The organism is Salibacterium halotolerans, assembly GCF_900115625.1.
Taxonomy (GTDB): Bacteria; Bacillota; Bacilli; order Bacillales; family Marinococcaceae; genus Salibacterium; species Salibacterium halotolerans.
The window spans coordinates 19991-40867 of sequence record NZ_FOXD01000018.1; the positions used below are offsets into that span (position 1 = coordinate 19991).

Sequence of the window (20877 nt, forward strand, 5' to 3'; positions counted from 1 at the left end):
CCTCTCCTATAATGCAGCTTGTTTCCAATACATGCTTTTTTCTACTGCTTCAAGCAGCTCTTCAATATCTGATGGGTAGATGCTGCCTATGTTACCAACCCGGAAAGTCTGACTGTTGTCAGCTTTTCCAGGATAAATGACAAAACCATGACTTTTTAGTTTTTCGTAAAATCGATCAAAATCAAAGGACGGGTCTTCCGGGTAATAAAAGGGTGTAATCACCGGCGACTGAAGTTCATCAGGGAGAAGAGGGGTGAATCCAAGCTTTCTCATACCATTCACCAATGTACGCTGATTGGTATGATATCTGTAATATCGAGCTTGGACTCCTCCTTCTTTCTCCAACTCAGTCAGTGCCTGCCTGAAGGCTCTTACTGTATGAGTGGGGGACGTAAATCTCCATTTGCCATCATTACTTTCCAAGCTTTCCCATTGGTCATATAAGTCAAGAGAAAGAGAACGAGCCTGTCCTCTACATTGAGAGAGCACATCCCGTCTGGCGAGGACAAATCCAAAGCCGGGCACCCCCTGAATGCATTTATTAGCGCTGCTGATTAAATAGTCGATATTCATCTCGGTAACAGGCAGGTCCATCCCTCCAAAACTACTCATCGCATCTACAATAAATGTTTTATTATGGCTGTTTACCACAGAGGCGATCTCGTTTATTGGATTCAGCATTCCTGTAGTTGTCTCACAATGAACAACAGCAACGTGAGTAATCGATGGATTATCGCTGAGGTAAGTGGACAATATGTCAGGTTCCGGCCTGGCCGTTTCCTCAAAGACCAGGGAAGAAACATTGATGCCTACCCTTTCGGCGATGGAAACGATACGCTGACCGTATGCGCCGTTCACAATAACGAGCAGATTCCCATCATCGGGGACCCCTGTAGTAATGACGGATTCTACGCTGAACGTGCCGCTTCCCTGCATGAGGACACTGGTGTAAGAAGTCTCAGAGACCCCTGCGATGTGCAGTAATGAAGAGCGGATGGACTGCACAAGAGAATTGTAATCAGTATCCCAGGTGCACCAGTCCTTGAGCATAGTCTCTTTCACTGTATCTGTTGTTGTAAGAGGGCCGGGGGTTAAGAGCAGATAATGGTCATCCTTCATTGGTAATCTCCTTTCTCTGTTGGGACTCATACAGAGCTTTTTCTAAAGCGGAGAGCCCCTGCTCCAAATCCTCTCTTGAAATATTCAGAGGAGGACAGAGCTGAATCACATTCCCTTTGGAGAGTTTAAAACTTAATCCTTTTTGGAGGCACGAATACATCACAGCCTCTGCTTCTTCGTCGGCTTTTTCTTTTGTGCTGCGATCTTTCACGAGCTCGACCGCAAATAACAATCCTTTATGGCGGATGTCGCCGATCAGAGGGAAACGCTGCATCATTTCTGTGAGCCGCTCACGGACGTGCGTTTCAAGCAGAGGGACGCGTTCCAATAATTTTTCTTCCTCGATTATGTCCAGTACGGCGAGTGCGGCAGTTGAACCGAGCGGGCTTTTTTCATGCGTGTAATGGCCGATGGAAGTGTGCCCGGCGGTATCCAGGGATTCATCGGCAAGAAGCGCAGCCATCGGATAGACTGCTCCGCCGAGCCCTTTTCCCATGATAACCATGTCAGGGATGACGCCGTAATGTTCAAAGGCGAACCAGCAGCCGGTGCGACCGAGGGCCACCACAGTTTCGTCAAAGATTAACTTCACGTTATGCTCTGTGCACAGTTTTCGTATTTTTTGCATAAATGCCTGGGATGGCAGCTGGACATCTGTGTTTCGGATCGTTTCAATGATAAACGCACCGATATCAGTTTCTTGTTCGAGAATGTATTCGACGTAGGATGCAAGCTGCCGGTCGTCAAGGTCCGCCCCCTCCCAATTCGGGCGGTAATTCTGTATCGGAGGGAGATGGATTGCATCCGGGAGGAGCGGGCCCATTTGTTGACGAAAATGTGCTTCTCCTCCAACGGAGACAGCATCCATGGAAGCACCATGAAACGATTCCCACATCGACAGTGTTTTATATTTTCCTGTCGCGATTCGTGCGAGTTTCAGTGCCATGCTGACTGCTGACGAAGCGCTGGGTGCAATCAGTGTTTTGTTCAGAGTGCCGGGCGCAATGTCCGCCAGCCGTTTGGCTAATTCAATGGCCCGTGCATTCGTGTACCTTCTCGTTGAAAAGCTCAGCTGTTCAAGCTGATCTTTCATAGATTGAATGACAACAGGGTGCTGAAAGCCGACTTGGTGGACGGCATTTCCGTGAAAATCGAGGACACGTTTTCCATCTTTTGTATAAAAAGCAGACCCTTGAGCTTGGTCGATCACGTCCAGGCAGGGGGTGGACAATGATTGATGCAGAAAATATTGTTCATCCTCCTGTAATACTTCAGCCGTGCCTTTTGGTATGGACTGGTTCCATTGTTCACGGAAGGGGGAATGGTTGACGTCTCCCTCTCCCTGGTGCCAATTAGACATGGAAGGATTCTTCTTTGTTCATCATTTGGTTCATTGTTTGAATAAGAGAAGGCAGTTCGTGTATTTCTTCGATAACAAAATGAGCCCCGCTGTCAAACAGCGTTTGTTTGGCATCCTCGATTCTAGTGTGGAGCAGCGCCTTGTCCATCTCTTCTATTTCTTCCTGCAGGAACCCGAGTGTACTGCTTCCTTTCACTATGCCGACTGTCCACATACCGGCATTTCTGCCTTCTTCCATATCGCTGGCGGTGTCACCGGCTTTTACCATTTGACTTAAGGGATAGACATTCAACTTCATTGCATTCTGGTAACACATCCACGGCGCGGGCCGCCCTGCCGGAACGTCACTTGACGTGACTACTGCATCCGGTACATAACCTTGTTTTTTCGCTTCTTTAGAGATAATGTCAATCATGTCAGACGTATACCCTGTCGTGGAGCCGATTTTAATTCCAGAGTCTTTAAGGGTGTTTACCACATCGATGACACCCGGTATAGGTTGGGCAAACTCGTCTAGAATGCGGAACAACATCTTTTCAAAATCATGATAGAGTTCCTGAATATCTTCTTCTCCTGGCGCCTCTCCATGGGCCTCGACCCAGGTCTGGTGTACGCGTTCCATGCTGAGAATGGCACGAATGTGATCGATCTTTAACAGCCCCATGGGTTCGCGTGCTTCATCGTTAGTAATCTCTACATTTCGTTTGCGGAAAATCGCGATAAAAACCTGCACTGGTGCAAAACATCCGTAATCGATTGTTGTCCCCGCCCAGTCAAAAATAACGGCTTGAATTTGTTTGTTCACATTACATACCTTCTTTCTGTTCATTGCATTTGCTGTCTTTTTCGTACTACTTTAATGGTTGCTTCATAGATAATTCGGACGATAATATTAGCTGCTACGATGAGTAAGGACATTGCAGCTGCCGGAGCGATATCTCCAGCATCATTCATGTTTACAACCGCGATGGATGCTAGTTTCCAATCGGAGGAGTAAAGGAAAACGACAGCACTGATTGTGGTCATCGAATTAACGAAAAGATACATGGCCATTTCGAGGACAGCCGGTAAAGATAAAGGAACGGTGACTCGAAAAAACGTTTTATAAAAAGGAACGTTCATCGTTTCAGATACTGCCTCATATGCCTCATCCTGTTTTTTCAACGAGGTGGTTGCTGTAATGAACGACACCGAATAAAAGTGGACGATATTAGCAAGTACAAGAATGGTCATCGTTCCGTAAAGCCATTGGAAAGGATTCACGATGTCAAAGGACGTAAACGGTACGGCAAATGTTGATTGGTTAAAGAAAAAAATAAACGCCAGACCAATCACCAGTCCAGGCAGGGCAATAGGTAAAATGGAAAGAAAATAGGAAAGTCTGCGTACCATTTTTAAATGCCTTGTTTTTTCAATTAAATAAGCGCCAATAAAGATAATTACCGTACCCATAACAGCTGTCACGGTGGAGACAATGATACTGTTATAAAATGGCTGCAGCCCATCTCCGGCGACGTTCCCGAAACCAAAGTGGCGGAGCGTCAGGGAAAAGTCATACGGCCACACGTTAACAAAAGCTGCCGCAAAAATGGCCGAGAATAACGTAAGAATAGCTGCCGACAGCAGGATACAGTACAACATATAGAAGCGGTCGCGTACTGGATTGACAGGTGCTCGATATGGAGAAGCTTTGGCGCTGATACCTGTCTGTTTCCGCTGAATTCTTTGATCCACAACAAAGGCAATCAGGGCAGGAATAGTCAGGATAATACCGACAGTTGCCCCCATCGAAAAGTTCTGCTGGCCGATAACCTGCTTGTAAATGTCAGTTGCAAGGACGTCGTACTGTCCACCGACCACTTTCGGAGCGCCGAAATCTGTAAAGCTGAGCGTGAAACAGACGAAAAAGGCACTGACGAGGCCGTATTTAATGCTTGGAAGGGTTATTGTGAACAGTTTTTTTACTGCTCCGGCTCCAAAGGTGTCAGCTGCTTCATAAAGCCTTTGATCAGCAGTCGAAAGAGCTACCTTCAGAATCAGGAAAGCCTGAGGAAACGTGAACATGATTTCCGAGATGACAATCCCTTTCAGCCCGTAAATATTGAAATCTGAATCTTCCCATCCGAACCATTGTTCAAATAAGCCAAAAAACCCTGTAGTGAATATTCCGTTATTACCGAAAAGGTAAATCAGCGCAATGCCGTACATCATCGTGGGAGCAAACAACGGGAGCATCCCCATGGAGGTGAAAAATGCCTTACCTTTCATGTGTGTTCGCTCCAGCGCATAAGCAAAAAGAAAAGCAGCACCTACAGAGACGACTGCGGTGATGGAGGCAACAGTCAGAGTATGTACTGCTGACTGAAAAAGGCTCGGAGAAGAGAAATACGTGATGAAATTTCCAAGTCCAATGTATTCTCCTTCCCGGTTTTGTAAAGCTCTTTTTAATAGTTCGATAACAGGCAGGACGATGGTGCTTCCAAGTCCTAAAAACATGAGTAGAATGAGAAGGTGCTGGATTTGTTCATGTCTCCCTCGTTTCTGTTGAATAACCGGGTGCCGTTCAAAGAGGTTTTGCAAAATTGTATTCACGGTTGGCCTCCTGCGATAAAACCGGCATTTTGCAGCTGGTGGGCAGAGCCCTGTTTTCAAAATGGATAAGTTTTTCTTTCTGGATTCCGGCATAAACCGCTTCTCCTACGGAATAAGGATGACGCTTGAACTCATCTGCTTCGATGTCTGCGTATATAATAGAATCTTTTTCCGATTGCTGAAGCATCAATCGATAGGTTCTGCCGCGGAACTCCATGTGCTCAATATGAGCTGGAAGGGAATGTACTACAGGATGTTTGGAAATTTGGACATGCTCTGGACGAATCACTGCTGCTTCTCTTTTCGTCTGTGGCACAATCTGATCTCCAATAAAGTTGGCAGTTCCAATAAAATCAGCTGTAAACGCCGTGGCGGGGTGGTCATATACTTCCTGGGGCGTGCCTGTCTGTTCGATCAAGGAGTCATTCATGACAACCAGGCGATCCGCCATAGAGAGAGCTTCCTCCTGGTCGTGTGTAACCATAATCGTTGTGATCCCCAGCTGTCTTTGTAACTTTTTCATTTCATTGCGCAGCTGCAAACGAACCTTAGCGTCTAAGGCGGACAGTGGTTCGTCCAATAAAAGAAAATCCGGTGACATGGCGAGAGCCCGTGCTAATGCTACACGCTGCTGCTGGCCTCCGGACAGCTGGAGAGGATAGCTGTCAGCTATGTGTTCAAGGTTTACAAGTTTAAGTGTATCCAATGCCTTTTCTCTGCGTTCTTTTTTAGACATGCTGGTATCCAATCCGTAGGCTGTATTTTGAGCAGCCGTTAAGTTAGGAAAAAGGGCATACGACTGAAACACAATGCCGAAATTCCTCTGCGCCGGCGGTAAGTGGGTGATCTGTTTATCATTCATCAGGACGGCCCCCTGGTTCGGTTTTTCCAAACCAGCGATAATCCGCAGTAACGTCGTTTTTCCACAGCCACTGGGTCCGAGCAGACAGATGAATTCTCCTTTGTCGATGGAAAAAGTTAAATCATTTAATGCGGTGAATGACTTAAAGTTCTTCGTAATATTCTGTACGGTTAAATGTTTCATCGGTTGACTCCCTCCTTTATTGTGGGATAATGGAGACAGCATGACGGAAACAGCTGTCTCCGGAAGTACAAGGATAACTTGGGCATTTCACTTGTACACTATTCTTTTGGGGCACTCTTTCCGTCATATTTTTTTGTCCACTTATCCAGAATGGTGCTGCGGTTTTCCGCGGCCCAATTGAAGTCATTTTCAATCAGCTGATCTGTCGGATTTTCCGGGAACCCTTCCGGTACGGGCTTATCTGTTGGAACTGTTGTGATGGCGAAATTTTCACTGTAAGCTTTCATTGCTTTGTCAGAAATGGCCCAGTCTAAAAATTTCTTTGCAGCTGGTTTAATGTTTTCTTTTTTGACAAGGGCATTAGCTTCCAAATCCCATCCTGAGCCTTCTTCCGGGAAAATAGTTTTAATCGGTTGTCCTTTTTCTGCTTGTGTGATTCCGCGGTAGCCAAAGGAAACGCCGATAGGATATTCTCCCTGTCCTGCCAGTTTGGCGGGTTTTGAACCGGAATGGGTGTACATGCCGACATTTTGATGAAGTTTGTCCATGTAATTCCAGGCATTTTCTTCACCCATGAGCTGAATCAGAGCAGATACGGTTAAATATCCAGTTCCAGAGGAAGCAGGGTTTGGCATTACGATCAAATCTTTATATTGAGGATCCAGTAAATCTTTATAACTTTGCGGAACCTCCAGTCCCATTTCTTTCATTTCGGCGGTGTTTACAGTAAATGCGGTCATCCAGGCATCAATACCGACCCAGTGGGGCTTATCGCCTGAATCTTTGTATTGGCTGGCGATGCGGTCCACTCCTTTTGGTGCATAGCCTTTCAGCATCCCCTCCTGGTCTGCGACAAGAAGGCTGGTAGCTGCTGTTCCCCAAACGACATCGGCGACAGGGTTATCTTTTTCTGCGAGAAGTTTGGAAGTAATCACACCGGTAGAATCACGGACAATGTTCACCTTAATATCGGGATGTTTTTTGTGAAAAGAACTTAAGTATGGTTCGATCATGTCATCCTCTAAAGCCGTGTAAACGGTAATTTCCGTCTTCTCTTCAGCGCTGCCCTGCGAGCACGCTGTCGTAACAATCAGCAGCAGTGCTGAAAAACAAAACAGTATTGTTTTCCTCATTTCATCAAATCCTCCTCTGGTAAATCTTTTTTAATAGGAACGGCAGGTTGCGAGAATAGTTTAGTTATATATATCCCTCCTGTTGTCAGGTACACTTTCACTATAAATTTTCTTTATTAATCTAGTATTAATTCCAAGTAAAAAATGTGTTTTGTTGTTGTTTGTTGTGGTTTTAATTGTTTTGTGAGTTCAGATATAGAAAATCGGAAGAAAGAAGTCAGGGTAAAACGTCACAAGTTGGTCGTTAGGGAGGGGAGGACAAAGAGTCAATTGCGAAATAGAGCAGCTGACACGACCATTGTGAAGGGTGCCCTGTATTTTTCTTATAAAGGGCAGAAATGCAGTTCTCCTGGTTGCAGGCATATGGTTCTGCTCTCGGCGAAGAAGAGGGTATAATGGATGCAAGGAGGGATTTTAGTGAGTATCTATGATATTACCGTTACGAAAGCTGATGGAACAGAGTATACGCTGAACAAGTATGAAGGCGCGCCGATGCTGATCGTCAATACCGCCACCAATTGCGGGCTCAAAGGTCAGTTTGACGGGCTCGAATCCCTGTATCAGAAATACAAGGATGACGGACTGGTCGTGCTTGGTTTCCCGTCGAACCAGTTTAAGCAGGTGCTGGATGACGCAGCAGAGGCGGAAGAATCCTGCCGCCTGAATTACGGGGTCACGTTTCCGATTCATGACATTGTTCAGGTGAACGGCAGCAGTGCCCATCCGCTTTTTCAGTTACTCACAGATGAGCAGAAAGGTATATTCGGAAGCCAGATTAAATGGAATTTCACGAAATTCCTGGTCGACAGAGAAGGAAACGTAGTGAACCGTTTCTCCCCGCAGACGAAACCCGAAGGCCTGGAAGATGACATTCAAAGCGTTGTATCAGGATAAAAAATCTCCCGGCTGCCGCTGAAAGCAGCCGGGAGATTTTTGTGTGAAGCGGTGTTGTTAATAATGGGATTCGGTTATTGGACACTATCAGGAGGAAAATGGAGGGTTAGTGTCCGATAGACAATATCTATTGGACACTACGTCGGCAAAAAGAAGGGATAGTGGCTCTTAGAACCGTTCTATCGGACACTGCAGGCAGCTTTTGTACGATGTAGTGTCCACTACGCGGAACCATCCTGAAAAAGGCAGGCACCCCGGACAACCCCGGATTGCCTGTGAACATTTTATTCAGCTGTGAATAGGGAGCGGGGCCTGTGGTGAGATGATGCCTTCTTCCACCATCTCATGCCAGAAGGCTTCCGGAATGTCGGCATGAAGCGCTTCGATGTTTTCCTGAATCCGCTCAGGGCGGGTCGTGCCCGGTATGACAGCTGCAACCGCTGGATGAGCGGCGGAGAACTGCAGGGCTGCGGCTGTGAGATCCACACCATGATGCGAGGCGATGTCATGCATACGATCCACCTGGGAGGTTACTTCGGACGGGGCTTCGCCGTATTCATAGTGGGAACCGCCTGCGATGATACCGGAACTGTACGGCGCCCCGACCACAATGCTGACGCCCTGTTCCTCGGCCTCCGGCATTAAGCGCTGCAGGGCATGCTCGTGGTCAAGCAGCGTGTAACGGGTTGCCTGCAGGCTGATATCCGGGTTCGCATGTTCGAGCTGCATCGCCAGTTCAATCGGCTCGGTTCGATTTACGCCAATGCCCCAGGACGTAATCACGCCTTCGCTGCGGAGACGTTCCAGCTCAACGAAAGCGCCGTTTCTCGCTTCATCGAAACGCGTTACCCACTCATCCCCATGAAAATCAGGGGAGATGTCGTGAACGTAGATGAAATCGATACGGTCGGTCTGCAGGCGTTCCAAGCTCTGTTCGATCGAGCGGCGCGTGCCTTCCGCGCTGTAGTCGTCGACGACTTTGTTTTTCCGTCCGTGCTGGAAAAGGCCTGCGCCTTTTTCTTCCGTCTCATCGAGCATATAACGCCCGACTTTGGTACTGAGTACATATTCGTCGCGGTTATGCTTGGTGAGCACTTCGCCGAGACGCAGTTCCGCTAGGCCTGCTCCGTAAAACGGCGCCGTGTCAAAATAACGGATGCCGCCGTCCCAGGCTGCTTCTATCACTGCTTTGGCTTCGTCTTCGGGAATATCGCGGTACATGTTGCCAAGAGGCGCAGTGCCGAATCCAAGTTTTCCGTTCTGTTTCAAATCAACCATGTATATACCTCCAATGAGATTTAAAAATAATCAACGCCATCATAACGAAACGTTCCAAGTAGAACGATCCATTCCCTATGTTTCCGCTGCCGCTTTATTGTAAACATATGTAAGCGGATACCGGTAAAAAAGAAAAATTCCCCTATCAGCGGATCTTCTTTATTCTCTTTTTCATTTATGATTTTTGCCGCGGCCGTTGAACCCTGCTGCTACGGGTGCGGCTTTATAGAACGGTTATCTCAGATACAGCTCTTGAAGGACATCGGAAAACAGAGTATAGTGAACATACAATACTTTTATCCAAAATGGTTAAAACAAAGACTTTGTTTAACGAAAGGGGGAAGGTGACATGTCTAAACTGCCGGGAGGAATCCTCAACCTTCCACCGGACTATGACCGTCAATCAGTGAAACAGGATATAACGGCTGGATTAACCGTTTTTATTATGCTGGTACCGCAGGGGATGGCCTATGCGCTGCTGGCCGGACTTCCGCCGGTTATGGGATTGTATGCTTCCACGATACCACTCCTTCTATACGCTCTATTCGGCTCATCGCGGCACCTCGCTGTCGGTCCGGTCGCGCTGTCCTCTATTCTGATATTTTCCGGGGTTTCCGCTTTCGCGGAGCCGCAAAGTTCAAACTACATCACGCTTGTACTGCTTTTGACCTTGATGACTGGAGTGCTGCAGCTGCTGCTGGGTCTCTTGAACGCGGGGGCGCTCGTCAAGTTCATTTCCCAGAATGTGATCAACGGGTTTACTTCCGCTGTCGCTATTATTATAGGTTTCAGCCAGCTTGGCAACTTTTTCGGTGTGGACATGTCGAGTCAGAATCAGATTCTTCCGTTAGCTCTGTCTTTCGTAAAAAATATTTCCGATATCCACCTGCCGACGACCATCATTGGCTTGGTGAGTCTGGCAGTATTGATAGGGCTGAGAAAACGAACCAGACTACCTCTGCCTCTGCTCGTTGTTATAGTGAGTATCGCTATTGTTTATTTGTTTCAACTTGAAGGCGCGGGCGTGAAAATCGTCGGCGAGGTGCCGCGCGGATTTCCGGGATTTTCGGTTCCCGCGCTGGATTCATCCGCCATGGTCATGCTGCTGCCGACGGCATTAACCATCGCTTTCATTGCGATGATGGAGTCGCTCTCCATTACCAAGACACTCGCAGGCAAAGACAGCCCGCCTTTGGATGTGAATAAGGAACTGCGCACGATCGGAACCGCCAATATTGTGGGCCCTTTCTTTTCGTCGTATGCGGTTACCGGGAGTTTTTCCAGAAGTGCGGTGAACTACCGCGCTGGAGCGGTATCCCAGGTTGCCATGGTAATTACCGCTGCCGGTATTATCCTGACGCTGTTTTTTCTGACGCCGTTGTTTTACTACCTTCCGCAGGCCGTACTGGCGGCTATTATTCTGTCGGCGGTGGCGGGTTTGATTAATGTGCCGTCCCTGCGCTATGCTTTTCGCATCAAACCGGTGGATGGATGGGTCTGGGTCGTCACGTTTGCCGCCACTCTGCTTACAGGTATTCAATGGGGGCTCCTGATCGGCGTCGGGGTGTCGTTGTGTATTCTCATCCACCGTATCTCCCAGCCTCATATCGTTGAAGTGGGCTGGGATGATATAACAAGAAATTACCGTGATGTCGAGCGGTTCACCGGCACCGAGCGAATGCCCGGTAAAGTGCTGCTTCGTATTGACGCCAGAATTCATTTTTCCAACGTGACCTACATCGAAAAGGTCGTCGAAAAAAAGGTGAAGAAAGCGGAAGAAAAGCCGGAAAAGCTGTATGACGTGATCATTGACATGGGAGGTGTAAATGATATTGACACGGCCGGTATTGATGAGCTGGAGCGGCTGATCCGGACCTATACCATCCGCGGTGATATCAACATCTGGTTTGTACATCTCAAGGGACCGGTCCGTGACTTACTGCAGCGTGCCGGCTGGGAAGAGCGTTTTCCGGATGTGATGAGTGATCTGACGCTCGATGAATTTGTGAAGGAAAAGCAGACGCCCAATGACTATATGATATAAATGCTGATGAAGGAGAATGCCCTGTGATAGAGGAACTGTTACGCCATCATTCTCCGGCATTCCAGGGAATGCGGGACGTGTATCGTGTCATCCACCAGGAAAGTCCGGTGACGAAAGCGGATCTTTTAAAAAAAATGACTATGAAGCAGACTACGCTCGTCCGCCATCTGGATGCTCTGAAGCAGTACGGCTTGATCCGCATTGCTTCTTATGATGAATCCAGTGGCGGTCGGCCGCCTGCCCTTTATGATGTGGAACCGAAAGCCGCCTTTATCATCGGGATCGCTCTGTCGAGAACGGAGACAACCGTTACAATCGTGGACATGTCGTTTCAGCTGGCTGCCGAAGAAACGTTTCCGATGACAGAACATCATACGCCACCACTTACCATATCGCTGCTGAAACAAACAATAACATCACTTCTCGCCCGGAATCAGATAGATAAAAAAGATGTACTCGGCATCGGGATCGGAACGGTTGGACCGCTGGACCGGGAAAAGGGTGTGATGTATCCGGAGGGTTTCACAGCTCCGGGATGGGAGGAGGTCGCGGTAGTGGAGGAAATGCGGGAGTCGTTCCACCTCGATGTCTTTCTGGAAAACGGGGCGAATACAGCCGCTCTTTATGAATCTCTGCGCCGCCGACAGCGAAATGAGTCCATTCTATACTGCATCAGCGGATGGGGCCTCCGCTGCGGGGTGCTGACAAACGGCATCATCATGCAGAGTCAAAAAGGGGACGCGAGTTCATATGGAAACATGATTATTGATGCCGCGTCAGGAAGAACGCTGTCGTCCTTCATTTCCTATCATCATCTAGTAGATAAAGCAGAGCGGTTCATACAGACGGGAGACCTGGCTGTTTCGGAAACGAACCCCAATAAAAATGATGTGCTGCAATACGTGCTGCAGGAATTGAAAAGCGGGAACGCTGCAGTTGAAAACATAGTGCTTGATTCCGCCTATTATTACGGTGTCGGCCTGGCGAACATGATCAACGTTCTTCACCCGGAAATTGTAGTGCTGAATAGTGAATTGATAAAAGTATCCTCCGCTTACTATGAAAAAGTAATTCAAACCGCGCAGGGCTTTATTTCACGGACAGACCAGCAGCGTCCTGTCTTTCAGCCGGCGGATGATGATGTAAATCCTACAGCTGTTGGAGCGTGTGTATTCGCGTTTTATTCGAAGTTTTCCTGACTCGTGCTTGAACTGGGACACGAGTCCTGTCTGTTTTATCTACTGCCATTGACAAAGAGAATTAGAAAAATATAAGATTAATCTATACTTAAACGAAAAAGGGGATGAACTGTAGGCTCATGAAGTACTAATCCTAATTTCACTTTGACGGAACAAATGCATGATATTCAGGCACCAGCCTTTGCACAGAGGGGGGTGATCTGTATTATCCTGCAGCACCGTTCGGAATAGGATTGGTGGAAACGTGTATCCTGCAGTTCTCCCCAATAGAGGTAGAGGTATGCCCCCTGTTCCGAACGTTTGTACACGGAAATAGGGGGCTGTTTTTATGGGTGGAATGCCTGAATGAATAATCCCCGCCATGCTCATAAAGGAGATGAGATCATGTCATTGATTCATTTACAGGATATCCGGCTGGACGTGAAAGAACGTACGTTATGTACGATTGATCGGTTGAGTATTCATGAGGGGGATAAAATTGGTTTGGTGGGGCCAAACGGGTCTGGAAAGACTTCTCTTCTCGAGCTGATTGCGGGAAAAAAAGAACCGTCAAGCGGGACAGTGATCCAAAGGGCGGCCGTTTCGATGATACCGCAGTTAAAACCCCGGCTTTCCGATAAAAGCGGCGGAGAAATATCGCAGACGGTAATTCAGGAAATATTTTCCGAAGATCCGGATGTTCTGCTTGCTGATGAGCCGACGACCCATCTTGATACCGGCAGTGTGGAGAAGCTGGAGGAGAAACTAAAACGTTGGAATGGGGCATTCATTGTTGTTTCTCATGACCGTGCCTTTCTTGATGCTCTCTGCACACAGATCTGGGAAATAGAGGATGAAAACGTGAAGGTGTTTACCGGCGGTTATACCGATTATGAAGAACAAAAAGAAGCAAAAAGAAGACACCATGAGAAAGAATACAAGAAATATATAGACACGAAAAAGCAACTGGAGGAAGCACTTCATCAGAAAGAGCAGCAAGCACAGAGAGCAGTGAAAAAACCGAAAAACGTGTCGGCTTCCGAGGCAAGAATGACAAAACCGCACTTTGCCAAAAAGCAGAAAAAACTTAGTAAGGATGCAGACGCCGTAGAAACGAGGTTGCATCAGCTGAAGGAGGTGGAACGGCCGAAAGAACTTCCTCCGATTAACATGCAGGTAGTGGAGCAGGAATCTCTGCAGCATCGTCCGATCATACGCGGCTGGAACGTGGAGGGACATATCGGGGATAAACTATTATGGGAGGCTTTTGACTTTTCCATCAGCGGAGGGGATAAAGTTGCTCTTATCGGCCCTAACGGCAGCGGGAAAACAACATTTCTCCGTATGATTTTAGATGAGAGCGGCGGGATTCAGGCGGCGCCAGCTGTGTCTTTCGGTTATTTCAGCCAGATGCTTGAAATTCTGGAGGAAGGGGAGTCTATTCTTGATAATGTGCGGCGTACGTCGTTTCAGGATCAGACAATGATTCGGACGGTGCTCGGCCGCCTCGGTTTCTTTCAGGATGATGTTTTTAAACTGGTGAAAGATTTAAGCGGGGGCGAGCGGGTGAAAACGGCTTTTGCCAAACTGTTTGTGAGTGGTGCGAATGTGCTGATTCTCGATGAACCGACGAATTATTTGGATATCAGGGCGCTTGAAGCGCTGGAATCCCTGCTTCGGGATTACTCCGGCACGGTGCTTTTTGTCTCGCATGACCGACGATTTCTTGAAAAGACGGCGACGAGGATTTTTGCGATGAACAACAAGCACGTCACTGTATTTGATAGATCGTATCAGGAGTATCTGCATACGGAACCTGATGTGGACCATGATCCAATTCAGGATGAACTGTTGATGGTGGAAACGAAGATATCCGAGGTATTAAGCCGCTTGAGTATCGCTCCGTCGGATGCGTTGGATGAAGAGTTCCAACAGCTTTTGAAAAAGAAAAACGATCTGAAACAGCAACTGGACAAGAGTTGATATTCTGATATAACACGTTGGATTTTATAATAGAGGATAATGCAGTCACCATCAGAATTCTCAGAAGCCATTAGCTGCTCGGACGGTGCTTTTAGTGTCCACGGAGTATTTGTTTGTGGACACTAAGCTCCCCACATAGGCGGTTAATGGCTGCGGACGTCTGCCGGCAGCCACTACCCACCTCCATTCAGCGCCGTAGTGTCCATAGAACATCGTTTCATGGACACTAATCCATTATTTCAGATGGTTAGTGGACATAAGCCGGTGTGGAGAGCTGCCTTCCTTATAACACAAAAAACGCTCCCGATTATGGCAAAAAATAATCGGGAGCGTTCGGTGTTGATTGTGCGTTCCGCTTACGTAATGGAAGCTTTATAAATGGAGTCGACGGTTGCTGACATTTTGTTGTTGAATTCTTCGTCCGTCTGATTCACGTTCAGGTCCTGCGTGAGCGCACGGGAGAAGCTGGCAATCAGGCCGTTGTTTTCGGCGAGTTTGCGGTTGGCTTCATCAATTTCATACCCGCCGGAAAGAGCTACAACGCGTACTACATTTGGATGCTCAATGAGCTCTGTGTACGTATTGGCTGCGGTCGGGATGGTGAGTTTGAGCATAACGCGGTCGTCTTCGTTAAGCTCATTGAGATTCTTGAGGATTTCTTCTTTGAGCATTTCTTCGCATTTCGCTTTATCGGAACTGTTAATGTCCACTTCCGGTTCAATGATCGGTACGAGTCCGGCATTGATGATCTGACGGCCGATTTCAAACTGCTGCTCCACGACGGCTTTGATGCCTTCTTCGTTCGGTTCTTTGATAACAGAGCGCATTTTAGTACCGAAGATATTGCGCTCGTTTGCGCGTCTGAGCTTGTCCTCAAGGTCGGCAATCGGCTTCATTTTCTGTACGCCGTTTTCTTCAGCATCCAGGCCGTTGTCGACTTTCAAAAACGGTACAACACCTTTTTTCTCGTAAAGATAATCTGCTGTATACAGACCATCAATTTCGCGGTCCATCGTCTGTTCAAACAGGATGGCGCCGATAATCTGTTCGGAATCAAACGCAGGGGCTGTGATAATCCGCGTACGCATGTCATGTACAAGGTCGAACATCTCTTCTTCCCCGGAATACTGATCTTCCGTTACACCGTATAGTGCCAGTGCTTTCGGTGTGCTGCCGCCGCTTTGGTCCAGTGCAGCGATGAAACCTTTGCCGTTCTTCATTTGTTCCAACTGCTTTTCGTTCATGTACGTCCACTCCTTTTATGATCATTATAATTATTGGATGACATGCCCGTCTCTACTATATCACGATTCGGGGGTCTTACTGTAGTCTTAGATTGAAACTTTTCGGATGAACAAAAGGGCAACCGAAGCAGAATTCTTTCCATTTCCGCTGTTTTGTATTAATATAGTGTGTCGGTGGGGCGGAATGTACCAGTTTTTTCGCTCTGCATGGTTTCGAGAAATAGGAGGAACAATCGATGTCAGACCGCAATAAAGGTATTTTGTTATTACTGGTTTCTGCCTTGGGATTTTCCATTATGGCGGCTTTTGTGAAGCTTTCCGGCGATCTGCCGACGATGCAGAAAGCCTTTTTCCGCAATATTGTCGCAGCTTTTATCACCCTGGGTTTTGTATTATATCACCGGGAGCGGATTTTTGGCAGAAAAGAAAACCAGAAGCTGCTGCTCAGCCGGTCCGCGCTCGGGGCAGTGGGAATCGTCCTGAACTTTTATGCCATTGATCATTTGGTGCTCTCCGATGCAGAAATGCTCAATAAACTCAGTCCGTTTATTCTTATTATATTCTCGGCGGTTTTTCTGAAAGAGACCGTCCGCCGGTATCAAATCATCGCGGTGCTGGTTGCTTTTGCCGGTGCCTTATTCATTATTCAGCCCGAATTTTCTGTAGAAATATTTCCTTATATTATTGGGGTCGTGGGAGCCATGTTTGCGGCAGGTGCCTACACACTGCTGCGCATCCTTGGCAGCCGGGAAAAGCACTACACCGTGGTCTTTTACTTTTCATTCTTTACAACCATTGTGCTGCTGCCGTTTCTTTTCGTTCTGTATGAACCGATGAGCTGGCAGCAATGGGCTCTGCTTCTGTCAGCCGGAGCCTTTGCGACAGTCGGACAGTTCGGTATTACGCTTGCCTATAAGTTCGCGCCGGCGGGGGAAATTTCGATTTTCTTTTATTCGACGGTTGTGTACTCGGCTCTCTTGAGTATTCTTTTATTCGGCCAGGTTCCGACGCTGCTTAGTCTTATAGGGTACATCGTTATTTTCGGAGCATCGTTCTACATGTTCCTGAAAAACAACCGTAAAGATCATGAAGAAACAGAGAAAGAAGCAAGCTGACAAACATCAACCCCCTTTTCACAGCACACGGGAAAGGGGGTTGATTTATTTTTGCCATTAAATCGTAATCATTATTATTTACAAATCGTTAACGTTTCGTTATAATCATACAATGTAAATCGTAATAGTTACGAAAATGGAAGGGGTATAAGTGAATGAAACGTCAGGGTCTGATTTACTTCCTCATCACAGCAGTCATTATGATTGTGGCTGCATGCGGCGGAGGACAGGTGGGACAGAATGCATCCCAGGACAATGCAGATGAGGGCACAAATGGGGAGAGCAATCAGGAACAAGAACCGCTTCAGGTCTATACAACACTGTTTGCGTGGCAGGACTTTACGGAAAAAATCGGCGGCGATCAGGTGGAAGTAACGAACATCGTACCTGCCGGCGCGGATCTGCACAGCTACGAACCAACCAGTCAAACGATGATTGATATGGCAGAGTCGGATTTATTTGTGATGAACGGAGCAGGAATGGAAGGTTTTGCTGAGGCTGTTAACGACACGATGGAGGAAGAAGGAATACCGTCACTTGAAGTGACAAGCAGCATGGACCTGCGGGAGTTCAGCGGCGGACATAATCATTCCCACAATCATTCGCATGATCATTCCGGTGAAGGAGAAGAAAGCGGTCATTCCCACTCCCACGGCAGCGTTGATCCACACGCATGGCTGGACCCTGTACGCGCTCAGGGAGCCGTGGATACTATTAAAAACAAGTTGATTGAACTGCGTCCGGAGCAGGAAAGCCTTTTTGAAGAAAATGCTTCTGAACTAAAAAACAGACTATCCGATCTGGATGAGAAGTTTTCACAGCTTGCTGAATCAGCAGGACATAACCGTTTCATCGTTTCCCATGCGGCGTATGGATACTGGGAAGACCGGTACGGACTGGAACAGATCAGCGTATCAGGACTTGCTCCATCATCGGAACCATCCCAGAAAGAACTGCGGAATATCATTAGTACCGTGGAATCCGAGGGCATCGAACACGTCATGTTTGAGCAGAACGTCACCTCGAAAGTGACAGAGGTGATTCAGAACGAAGTCGGAGCCGAAGCACTGCAGCTCCACAATCTGTCCGTACGTACCGAAGAAGAAATTCAAAATAACGAAGACTATTTCGATCTGATGCAGCAGAATCTGGACAACCTCCAAACGGCGCTGGAAGCTGCATCCGCAAATCAATCCAGCAGCTCGAATCAAGGTGGTTCCAATGAAGAAACCGAGGGAAACAACAGCCATAGTCATGACCACAGCCACGATCACAGCCATTAATGAAACCCTGAAGTGAAAGGAGGTACAAGAACATGAGAAAAATTCCTGTGACCGTACTGAGCGGGTACCTCGGTGCGGGAAAAACGACCATTTTGAATCATGTGTTGAACAATCGACAGGGCCTGAAAACGGCAGTCATCGTCAACGACATGAGTGAAGTCAATGTGGATGCCGGCATCATTGAACATGGCGGTTTCAAGCGGACGGAGGAAAAAATGGTGGAGATGTCAAACGGCTGCATCTGCTGCACTCTCCGCGAAGATCTGCTTGTAGAGGTGCAGCGGCTGGCTGAGCAGGGGGATATCGATTATATCATCATCGAATCGTCCGGCATCAGTGAACCGGTACCGGTGGCACAGACATTCAGTTATATCGATGAAGATATGGGAATCGACCTTACCCAGTATTGTAAACTCGATACGATGGTAACAGTCGTGGATGCGAATCGTTTCTGGGAAGACTTTTCATCCGGAGAATCGCTTCTGGACCGTAAACAGGAAGCAGTGGAAGAGGACGCGAGACAGGTCGTCGATCTCTTAATCGACCAGGTTGAGTTCTGTGACGTGATGGTGGCTAACAAAATGGATATGGTTCCTGCAGAAAAAAGAGATCAGCTTATTGCGTTTCTCCAGAAGCTGCAGCCGGAGGCAAAACTCATTAAGACCAATTACGGCAATGTGGAGTTGCAGGACATTCTCGGCACCGGCCTGTTTGAATTTGAGAAAGCCAGTGAATCGGCCGGTTGGCTCCAGGAACTTGAACAGGAGGAGCACACCCCGGAAACCGAAGAGTACGGAATCCGTTCCTTTGTGTACCGCCGCAGAATGCCGTTTCACACGGAAAGGCTGAAGCAGTGGTTTGAACAGTACCCGAAAGAAATCGCGAGAGCAAAAGGGATCGCCTGGCTTTCCACGTACCATACGATGGCATTTATGCTCTCCCAGGCCGCTTCCTCTATTACCCTTGAATCTGTTACGTATTGGGTGGACGCCCTGCCGTCTGCGGAAAAAGGTGAAATGCTGCGTGAACAACCGGAAGCGAAAGCAGAGTTGGAAGATTACCCTTACGGAGACCGCAAAACAGAACTTGTGTTTATAGGTGTTGATCTGGACGCGGACTATATTGAACAGACACTCGACGAATGCCTCATTCAGCCAAGTGAAATGGAAGAATGGCGCGAATCCTTTGAAGAAGAAAAGCAGAAAATACCAGGCATTTAATAAAGGAGGAAACGAAACCATGGCTAAAAGATCAAAGATTGCCAGAGAAAAACAAAGACAGAAGACAGTTGAAAAATATGCAGAGCAGCGCAAAGAACTAAAAGAAAAAGGCGACTATGAGGCGTTGAAGAAGCTGCCGCGTGATGCGTCCCCGACACGGCTTCACAACCGCTGTGAGGTCACTGGGCGTCCGCATGGTTATATGCGCAAATTCGGCCTGTCCCGTATTGCGTTCAGGGATCTTGCCCATAAAGGACAGCTTCCCGGCGTAAAAAAATCAAGCTGGTAACAGTGGGGCAGGCGGTTTGAATCTGATTTCAGACCATGCTTTCTTTGCAGGACAGAAATAGAATATAAAAAAGGAGCCCGGAGGTGTGACCTCTGAGGCTCTTTTTCTGTCATCAGCATAGGGAAGCCGTAAATATCCGTTCAAAAGCCCGCCGTCCATCCGGCATCGGCTGTGATCACGGTACCGTTGATAAAACTTGCTTCATCAGAGGCGAGAAAAACCGCGAGCGCCGCGATGTCATCCGGCTCCCCTGCCCGGGGCATCACGCTCTGGGTCAATTGGGTCCGTCCTGCTCCAAATTCGCTCACATCATGAATAGAGGACTGAATGTTTGTCTGGACGCCGCCCGGTGCAATCGCATTACAGCGGATGCCTTGTTCGGCATACATAAAACCGGTGTTTTTCGTCAGGCCGACCACCGCATGTTTTGAGGCGGTATAGGCAGCTCCGGCATGTGCGCCGTTCAATCCGCCGGTGGAAGCCGTGTTGATAATGACACCTTTCTGTTTTTCCAGAAAAATCGGCAGCGCGTGACGGATGGCGCGCATTACCGCTTTTGTATTAATATCAAAAAGCAGATCCCACTTGTCATCGGAAATGTCGCCGGCGGCTTCCATCCCGTCCATCACTCCGGCATTGTTCACGAGAATATCTATCGTGCCGTGCGTCGCTGCAGCCGTGTCGATCATGTTTTCAATATCGGCCCGACGAGTGATATCGGCGGCTATCCCTGAAGCAATGCCGCCGTTGGACGCGATGGTGTCCGCGACTGTTTTTACCCCTTCCTTATTGATATCGACGGCCGCCACCTTGGCGCCCTCATCTGCAAAACGCTCCGCGATCGCTTTTCCCATACCTGAAGCAGCACCGGTAATGACAGCTGTTTTTCCTTCCAATCTCACAGAAATGACCTCCTCGTAAATAAAAGATGGAAACCATGCATGCCCAAAAGCATTTCTCCACTTATCTTATCTCATTTTATAACTTATGTCAGAGTATCTGTTTACGCTGGTCCTCTCATCTGTCCCATTGATGCTCCTGCATCTTCACCCTCCCGAGATGTTTGGTATGACTGATTTTATGAACGGGTGGTGGAATTA

General features: G+C 47.8%; 17 protein-coding genes. 8 read left to right on the plus strand and 9 right to left on the minus strand.

Translation table 11 applies throughout. The annotated features are described in order from the left end of the window. Nucleotides 1–6: 6 nt before the first annotated feature. The 6 genes from BM124_RS13935 to BM124_RS13960 form a co-directional block, all read right to left on the minus strand. The gene (locus tag BM124_RS13935) at nt 7–1119 is read right to left on the minus strand and encodes a 2-aminoethylphosphonate--pyruvate transaminase (protein ID WP_093338412.1); all 1113 of its coding nucleotides are present in this window, start codon (nt 1117–1119) and stop codon (nt 7–9) included. Next, the gene (gene pbfA / locus BM124_RS13940) at nt 1109–2479 is read right to left on the minus strand and encodes a (R)-1-hydroxy-2-aminoethylphosphonate ammonia-lyase (protein WP_093338413.1); all 1371 of its coding nucleotides are present in this window, start codon (nt 2477–2479) and stop codon (nt 1109–1111) included. The genes BM124_RS13935 and pbfA overlap by 11 nt, the downstream gene beginning before the upstream one ends. Beyond that, nucleotides 2472–3308 carry a phosphonoacetaldehyde hydrolase gene (phnX, locus tag BM124_RS13945; RefSeq protein ID WP_093338415.1) on the minus strand — a complete coding sequence of 279 codons (837 nt, stop codon included), beginning with the start codon at nt 3306–3308 and terminating at the stop codon, nt 2472–2474. The genes pbfA and phnX overlap by 8 nt, the downstream gene beginning before the upstream one ends. Then, nucleotides 3305–5071 (minus strand): putative 2-aminoethylphosphonate ABC transporter permease subunit, encoded by a 1767-nt coding sequence (locus BM124_RS13950; RefSeq protein ID WP_170841152.1) that lies wholly within the window; start codon nt 5069–5071, stop codon nt 3305–3307. The genes phnX and BM124_RS13950 overlap by 4 nt, the downstream gene beginning before the upstream one ends. Next, on the minus strand, nt 5043–6116 hold the full coding sequence (locus BM124_RS13955) for an ABC transporter ATP-binding protein (protein WP_093338418.1): 1074 nt from the start codon (nt 6114–6116) through the stop codon (nt 5043–5045). Before BM124_RS13955 ends, BM124_RS13950 begins: the two co-directional genes overlap by 29 nt. A gap of 98 nt (nt 6117–6214) precedes the next feature. Beyond that, nucleotides 6215–7249, minus strand: a complete 1035-nt coding sequence (locus BM124_RS13960; RefSeq protein ID WP_093338419.1) for a putative 2-aminoethylphosphonate ABC transporter substrate-binding protein — start codon at nt 7247–7249, stop codon at nt 6215–6217. A 417-nt stretch (nt 7250–7666) separates the two neighbouring features. Between BM124_RS13960 and BM124_RS13965 the strand changes: the two genes are divergently transcribed. Next, nucleotides 7667–8143 (plus strand): glutathione peroxidase, encoded by a 477-nt coding sequence (locus tag BM124_RS13965; RefSeq protein ID WP_093338421.1) that lies wholly within the window; start codon nt 7667–7669, stop codon nt 8141–8143. A 288-nt stretch (nt 8144–8431) separates the two neighbouring features. Here BM124_RS13965 and BM124_RS13970 read toward each other — a convergent pair whose 3' ends face one another. Further along, nucleotides 8432–9421: an aldo/keto reductase gene (locus tag BM124_RS13970; protein ID WP_093338422.1), complete on the minus strand. Its 990-nt coding sequence runs from the start codon at nt 9419–9421 to the stop codon at nt 8432–8434. Between the two features lie 349 nt (nt 9422–9770). On the opposite strand from BM124_RS13970, the gene BM124_RS13975 reads away from it, so the two are divergent. From BM124_RS13975 to abc-f, 3 genes are all read left to right on the plus strand, one after another. After that, complete coding sequence (locus tag BM124_RS13975) at nt 9771–11465, plus strand: SulP family inorganic anion transporter (protein WP_093338424.1); 1695 nt, start codon at nt 9771–9773, stop codon at nt 11463–11465. Nucleotides 11466–11488: 23 nt separating this feature from the next. Next, entirely contained in the window at nt 11489–12664 is a 1176-nt protein-coding gene (locus BM124_RS13980; protein WP_093338425.1) for an ROK family transcriptional regulator, read from the plus strand. A gap of 384 nt (nt 12665–13048) precedes the next feature. After that, entirely contained in the window at nt 13049–14626 is a 1578-nt protein-coding gene (gene abc-f / locus BM124_RS13985) for a ribosomal protection-like ABC-F family protein (RefSeq protein ID WP_093338427.1), read from the plus strand. A 356-nt stretch (nt 14627–14982) separates the two neighbouring features. Here the strand turns inward: abc-f and BM124_RS13990 are convergent, their stop codons facing one another. Next, the gene (locus tag BM124_RS13990) at nt 14983–15870 is read right to left on the minus strand and encodes a fructose bisphosphate aldolase (RefSeq protein WP_093338428.1); all 888 of its coding nucleotides are present in this window, start codon (nt 15868–15870) and stop codon (nt 14983–14985) included. A 236-nt stretch (nt 15871–16106) separates the two neighbouring features. Here BM124_RS13990 and BM124_RS13995 point away from each other — a divergent pair, with 236 nt between their 5' ends. The 4 genes from BM124_RS13995 (at nt 16107) to rpsN (ending at nt 19777) form a co-directional block, all read left to right on the plus strand. Further along, nucleotides 16107–16985, plus strand: a complete 879-nt coding sequence (locus tag BM124_RS13995; RefSeq protein WP_093338430.1) for a DMT family transporter — start codon at nt 16107–16109, stop codon at nt 16983–16985. 155 nt (nt 16986–17140) lie between these two features. Next, a complete protein-coding gene (locus BM124_RS14000; RefSeq protein WP_093338431.1) occupies nt 17141–18268 on the plus strand; it encodes a metal ABC transporter solute-binding protein, Zn/Mn family in 1128 nt (375 codons plus the stop codon). Between the two features lie 32 nt (nt 18269–18300). After that, a complete protein-coding gene (locus BM124_RS14005; RefSeq protein ID WP_093338433.1) occupies nt 18301–19488 on the plus strand; it encodes a GTP-binding protein in 1188 nt (395 codons plus the stop codon). Nucleotides 19489–19507: 19 nt separating this feature from the next. Next, nucleotides 19508–19777, plus strand: a complete 270-nt coding sequence (gene rpsN, locus BM124_RS14010; RefSeq protein WP_093338434.1) for a 30S ribosomal protein S14 — start codon at nt 19508–19510, stop codon at nt 19775–19777. 140 nt (nt 19778–19917) lie between these two features. Here the strand turns inward: rpsN and BM124_RS14015 are convergent, their stop codons facing one another. Further along, complete coding sequence (locus tag BM124_RS14015; RefSeq protein ID WP_093338436.1) at nt 19918–20679, minus strand: SDR family oxidoreductase; 762 nt, start codon at nt 20677–20679, stop codon at nt 19918–19920. Nucleotides 20680–20877 lie beyond the last annotated feature (198 nt).

Excerpts from the sequence above, each read along its gene's own strand:
- BM124_RS13935 (WP_093338412.1), bottom strand. The coding sequence starts at position 1,119 with ATGAAGGATGACCATTATCTGCTCTTAACCCCCGGCCCTCTTACAACA.
- pbfA (WP_093338413.1), bottom strand. The coding sequence starts at position 2,479 with ATGTCTAATTGGCACCAGGGAGAGGGAGACGTCAACCATTCCCCCTTC.
- phnX (WP_093338415.1), bottom strand. The coding sequence starts at position 3,308 with ATGAACAGAAAGAAGGTATGTAATGTGAACAAACAAATTCAAGCCGTT.
- BM124_RS13955 (WP_093338418.1), bottom strand. The coding sequence starts at position 6,116 with ATGAAACATTTAACCGTACAGAATATTACGAAGAACTTTAAGTCATTC.
- BM124_RS13960 (WP_093338419.1), bottom strand. The coding sequence starts at position 7,249 with ATGAGGAAAACAATACTGTTTTGTTTTTCAGCACTGCTGCTGATTGTT.
- BM124_RS13970 (WP_093338422.1), bottom strand. The coding sequence starts at position 9,421 with ATGGTTGATTTGAAACAGAACGGAAAACTTGGATTCGGCACTGCGCCT.
- BM124_RS13975 (WP_093338424.1), top strand. The coding sequence starts at position 9,771 with ATGTCTAAACTGCCGGGAGGAATCCTCAACCTTCCACCGGACTATGAC.
- abc-f (WP_093338427.1), top strand. The coding sequence starts at position 13,049 with ATGTCATTGATTCATTTACAGGATATCCGGCTGGACGTGAAAGAACGT.
- BM124_RS13990 (WP_093338428.1), bottom strand. The coding sequence starts at position 15,870 with ATGAACGAAAAGCAGTTGGAACAAATGAAGAACGGCAAAGGTTTCATC.
- BM124_RS13995 (WP_093338430.1), top strand. The coding sequence starts at position 16,107 with ATGTCAGACCGCAATAAAGGTATTTTGTTATTACTGGTTTCTGCCTTG.
- BM124_RS14000 (WP_093338431.1), top strand. The coding sequence starts at position 17,141 with ATGAAACGTCAGGGTCTGATTTACTTCCTCATCACAGCAGTCATTATG.
- BM124_RS14005 (WP_093338433.1), top strand. The coding sequence starts at position 18,301 with ATGAGAAAAATTCCTGTGACCGTACTGAGCGGGTACCTCGGTGCGGGA.
- rpsN (WP_093338434.1), top strand. The coding sequence starts at position 19,508 with ATGGCTAAAAGATCAAAGATTGCCAGAGAAAAACAAAGACAGAAGACA.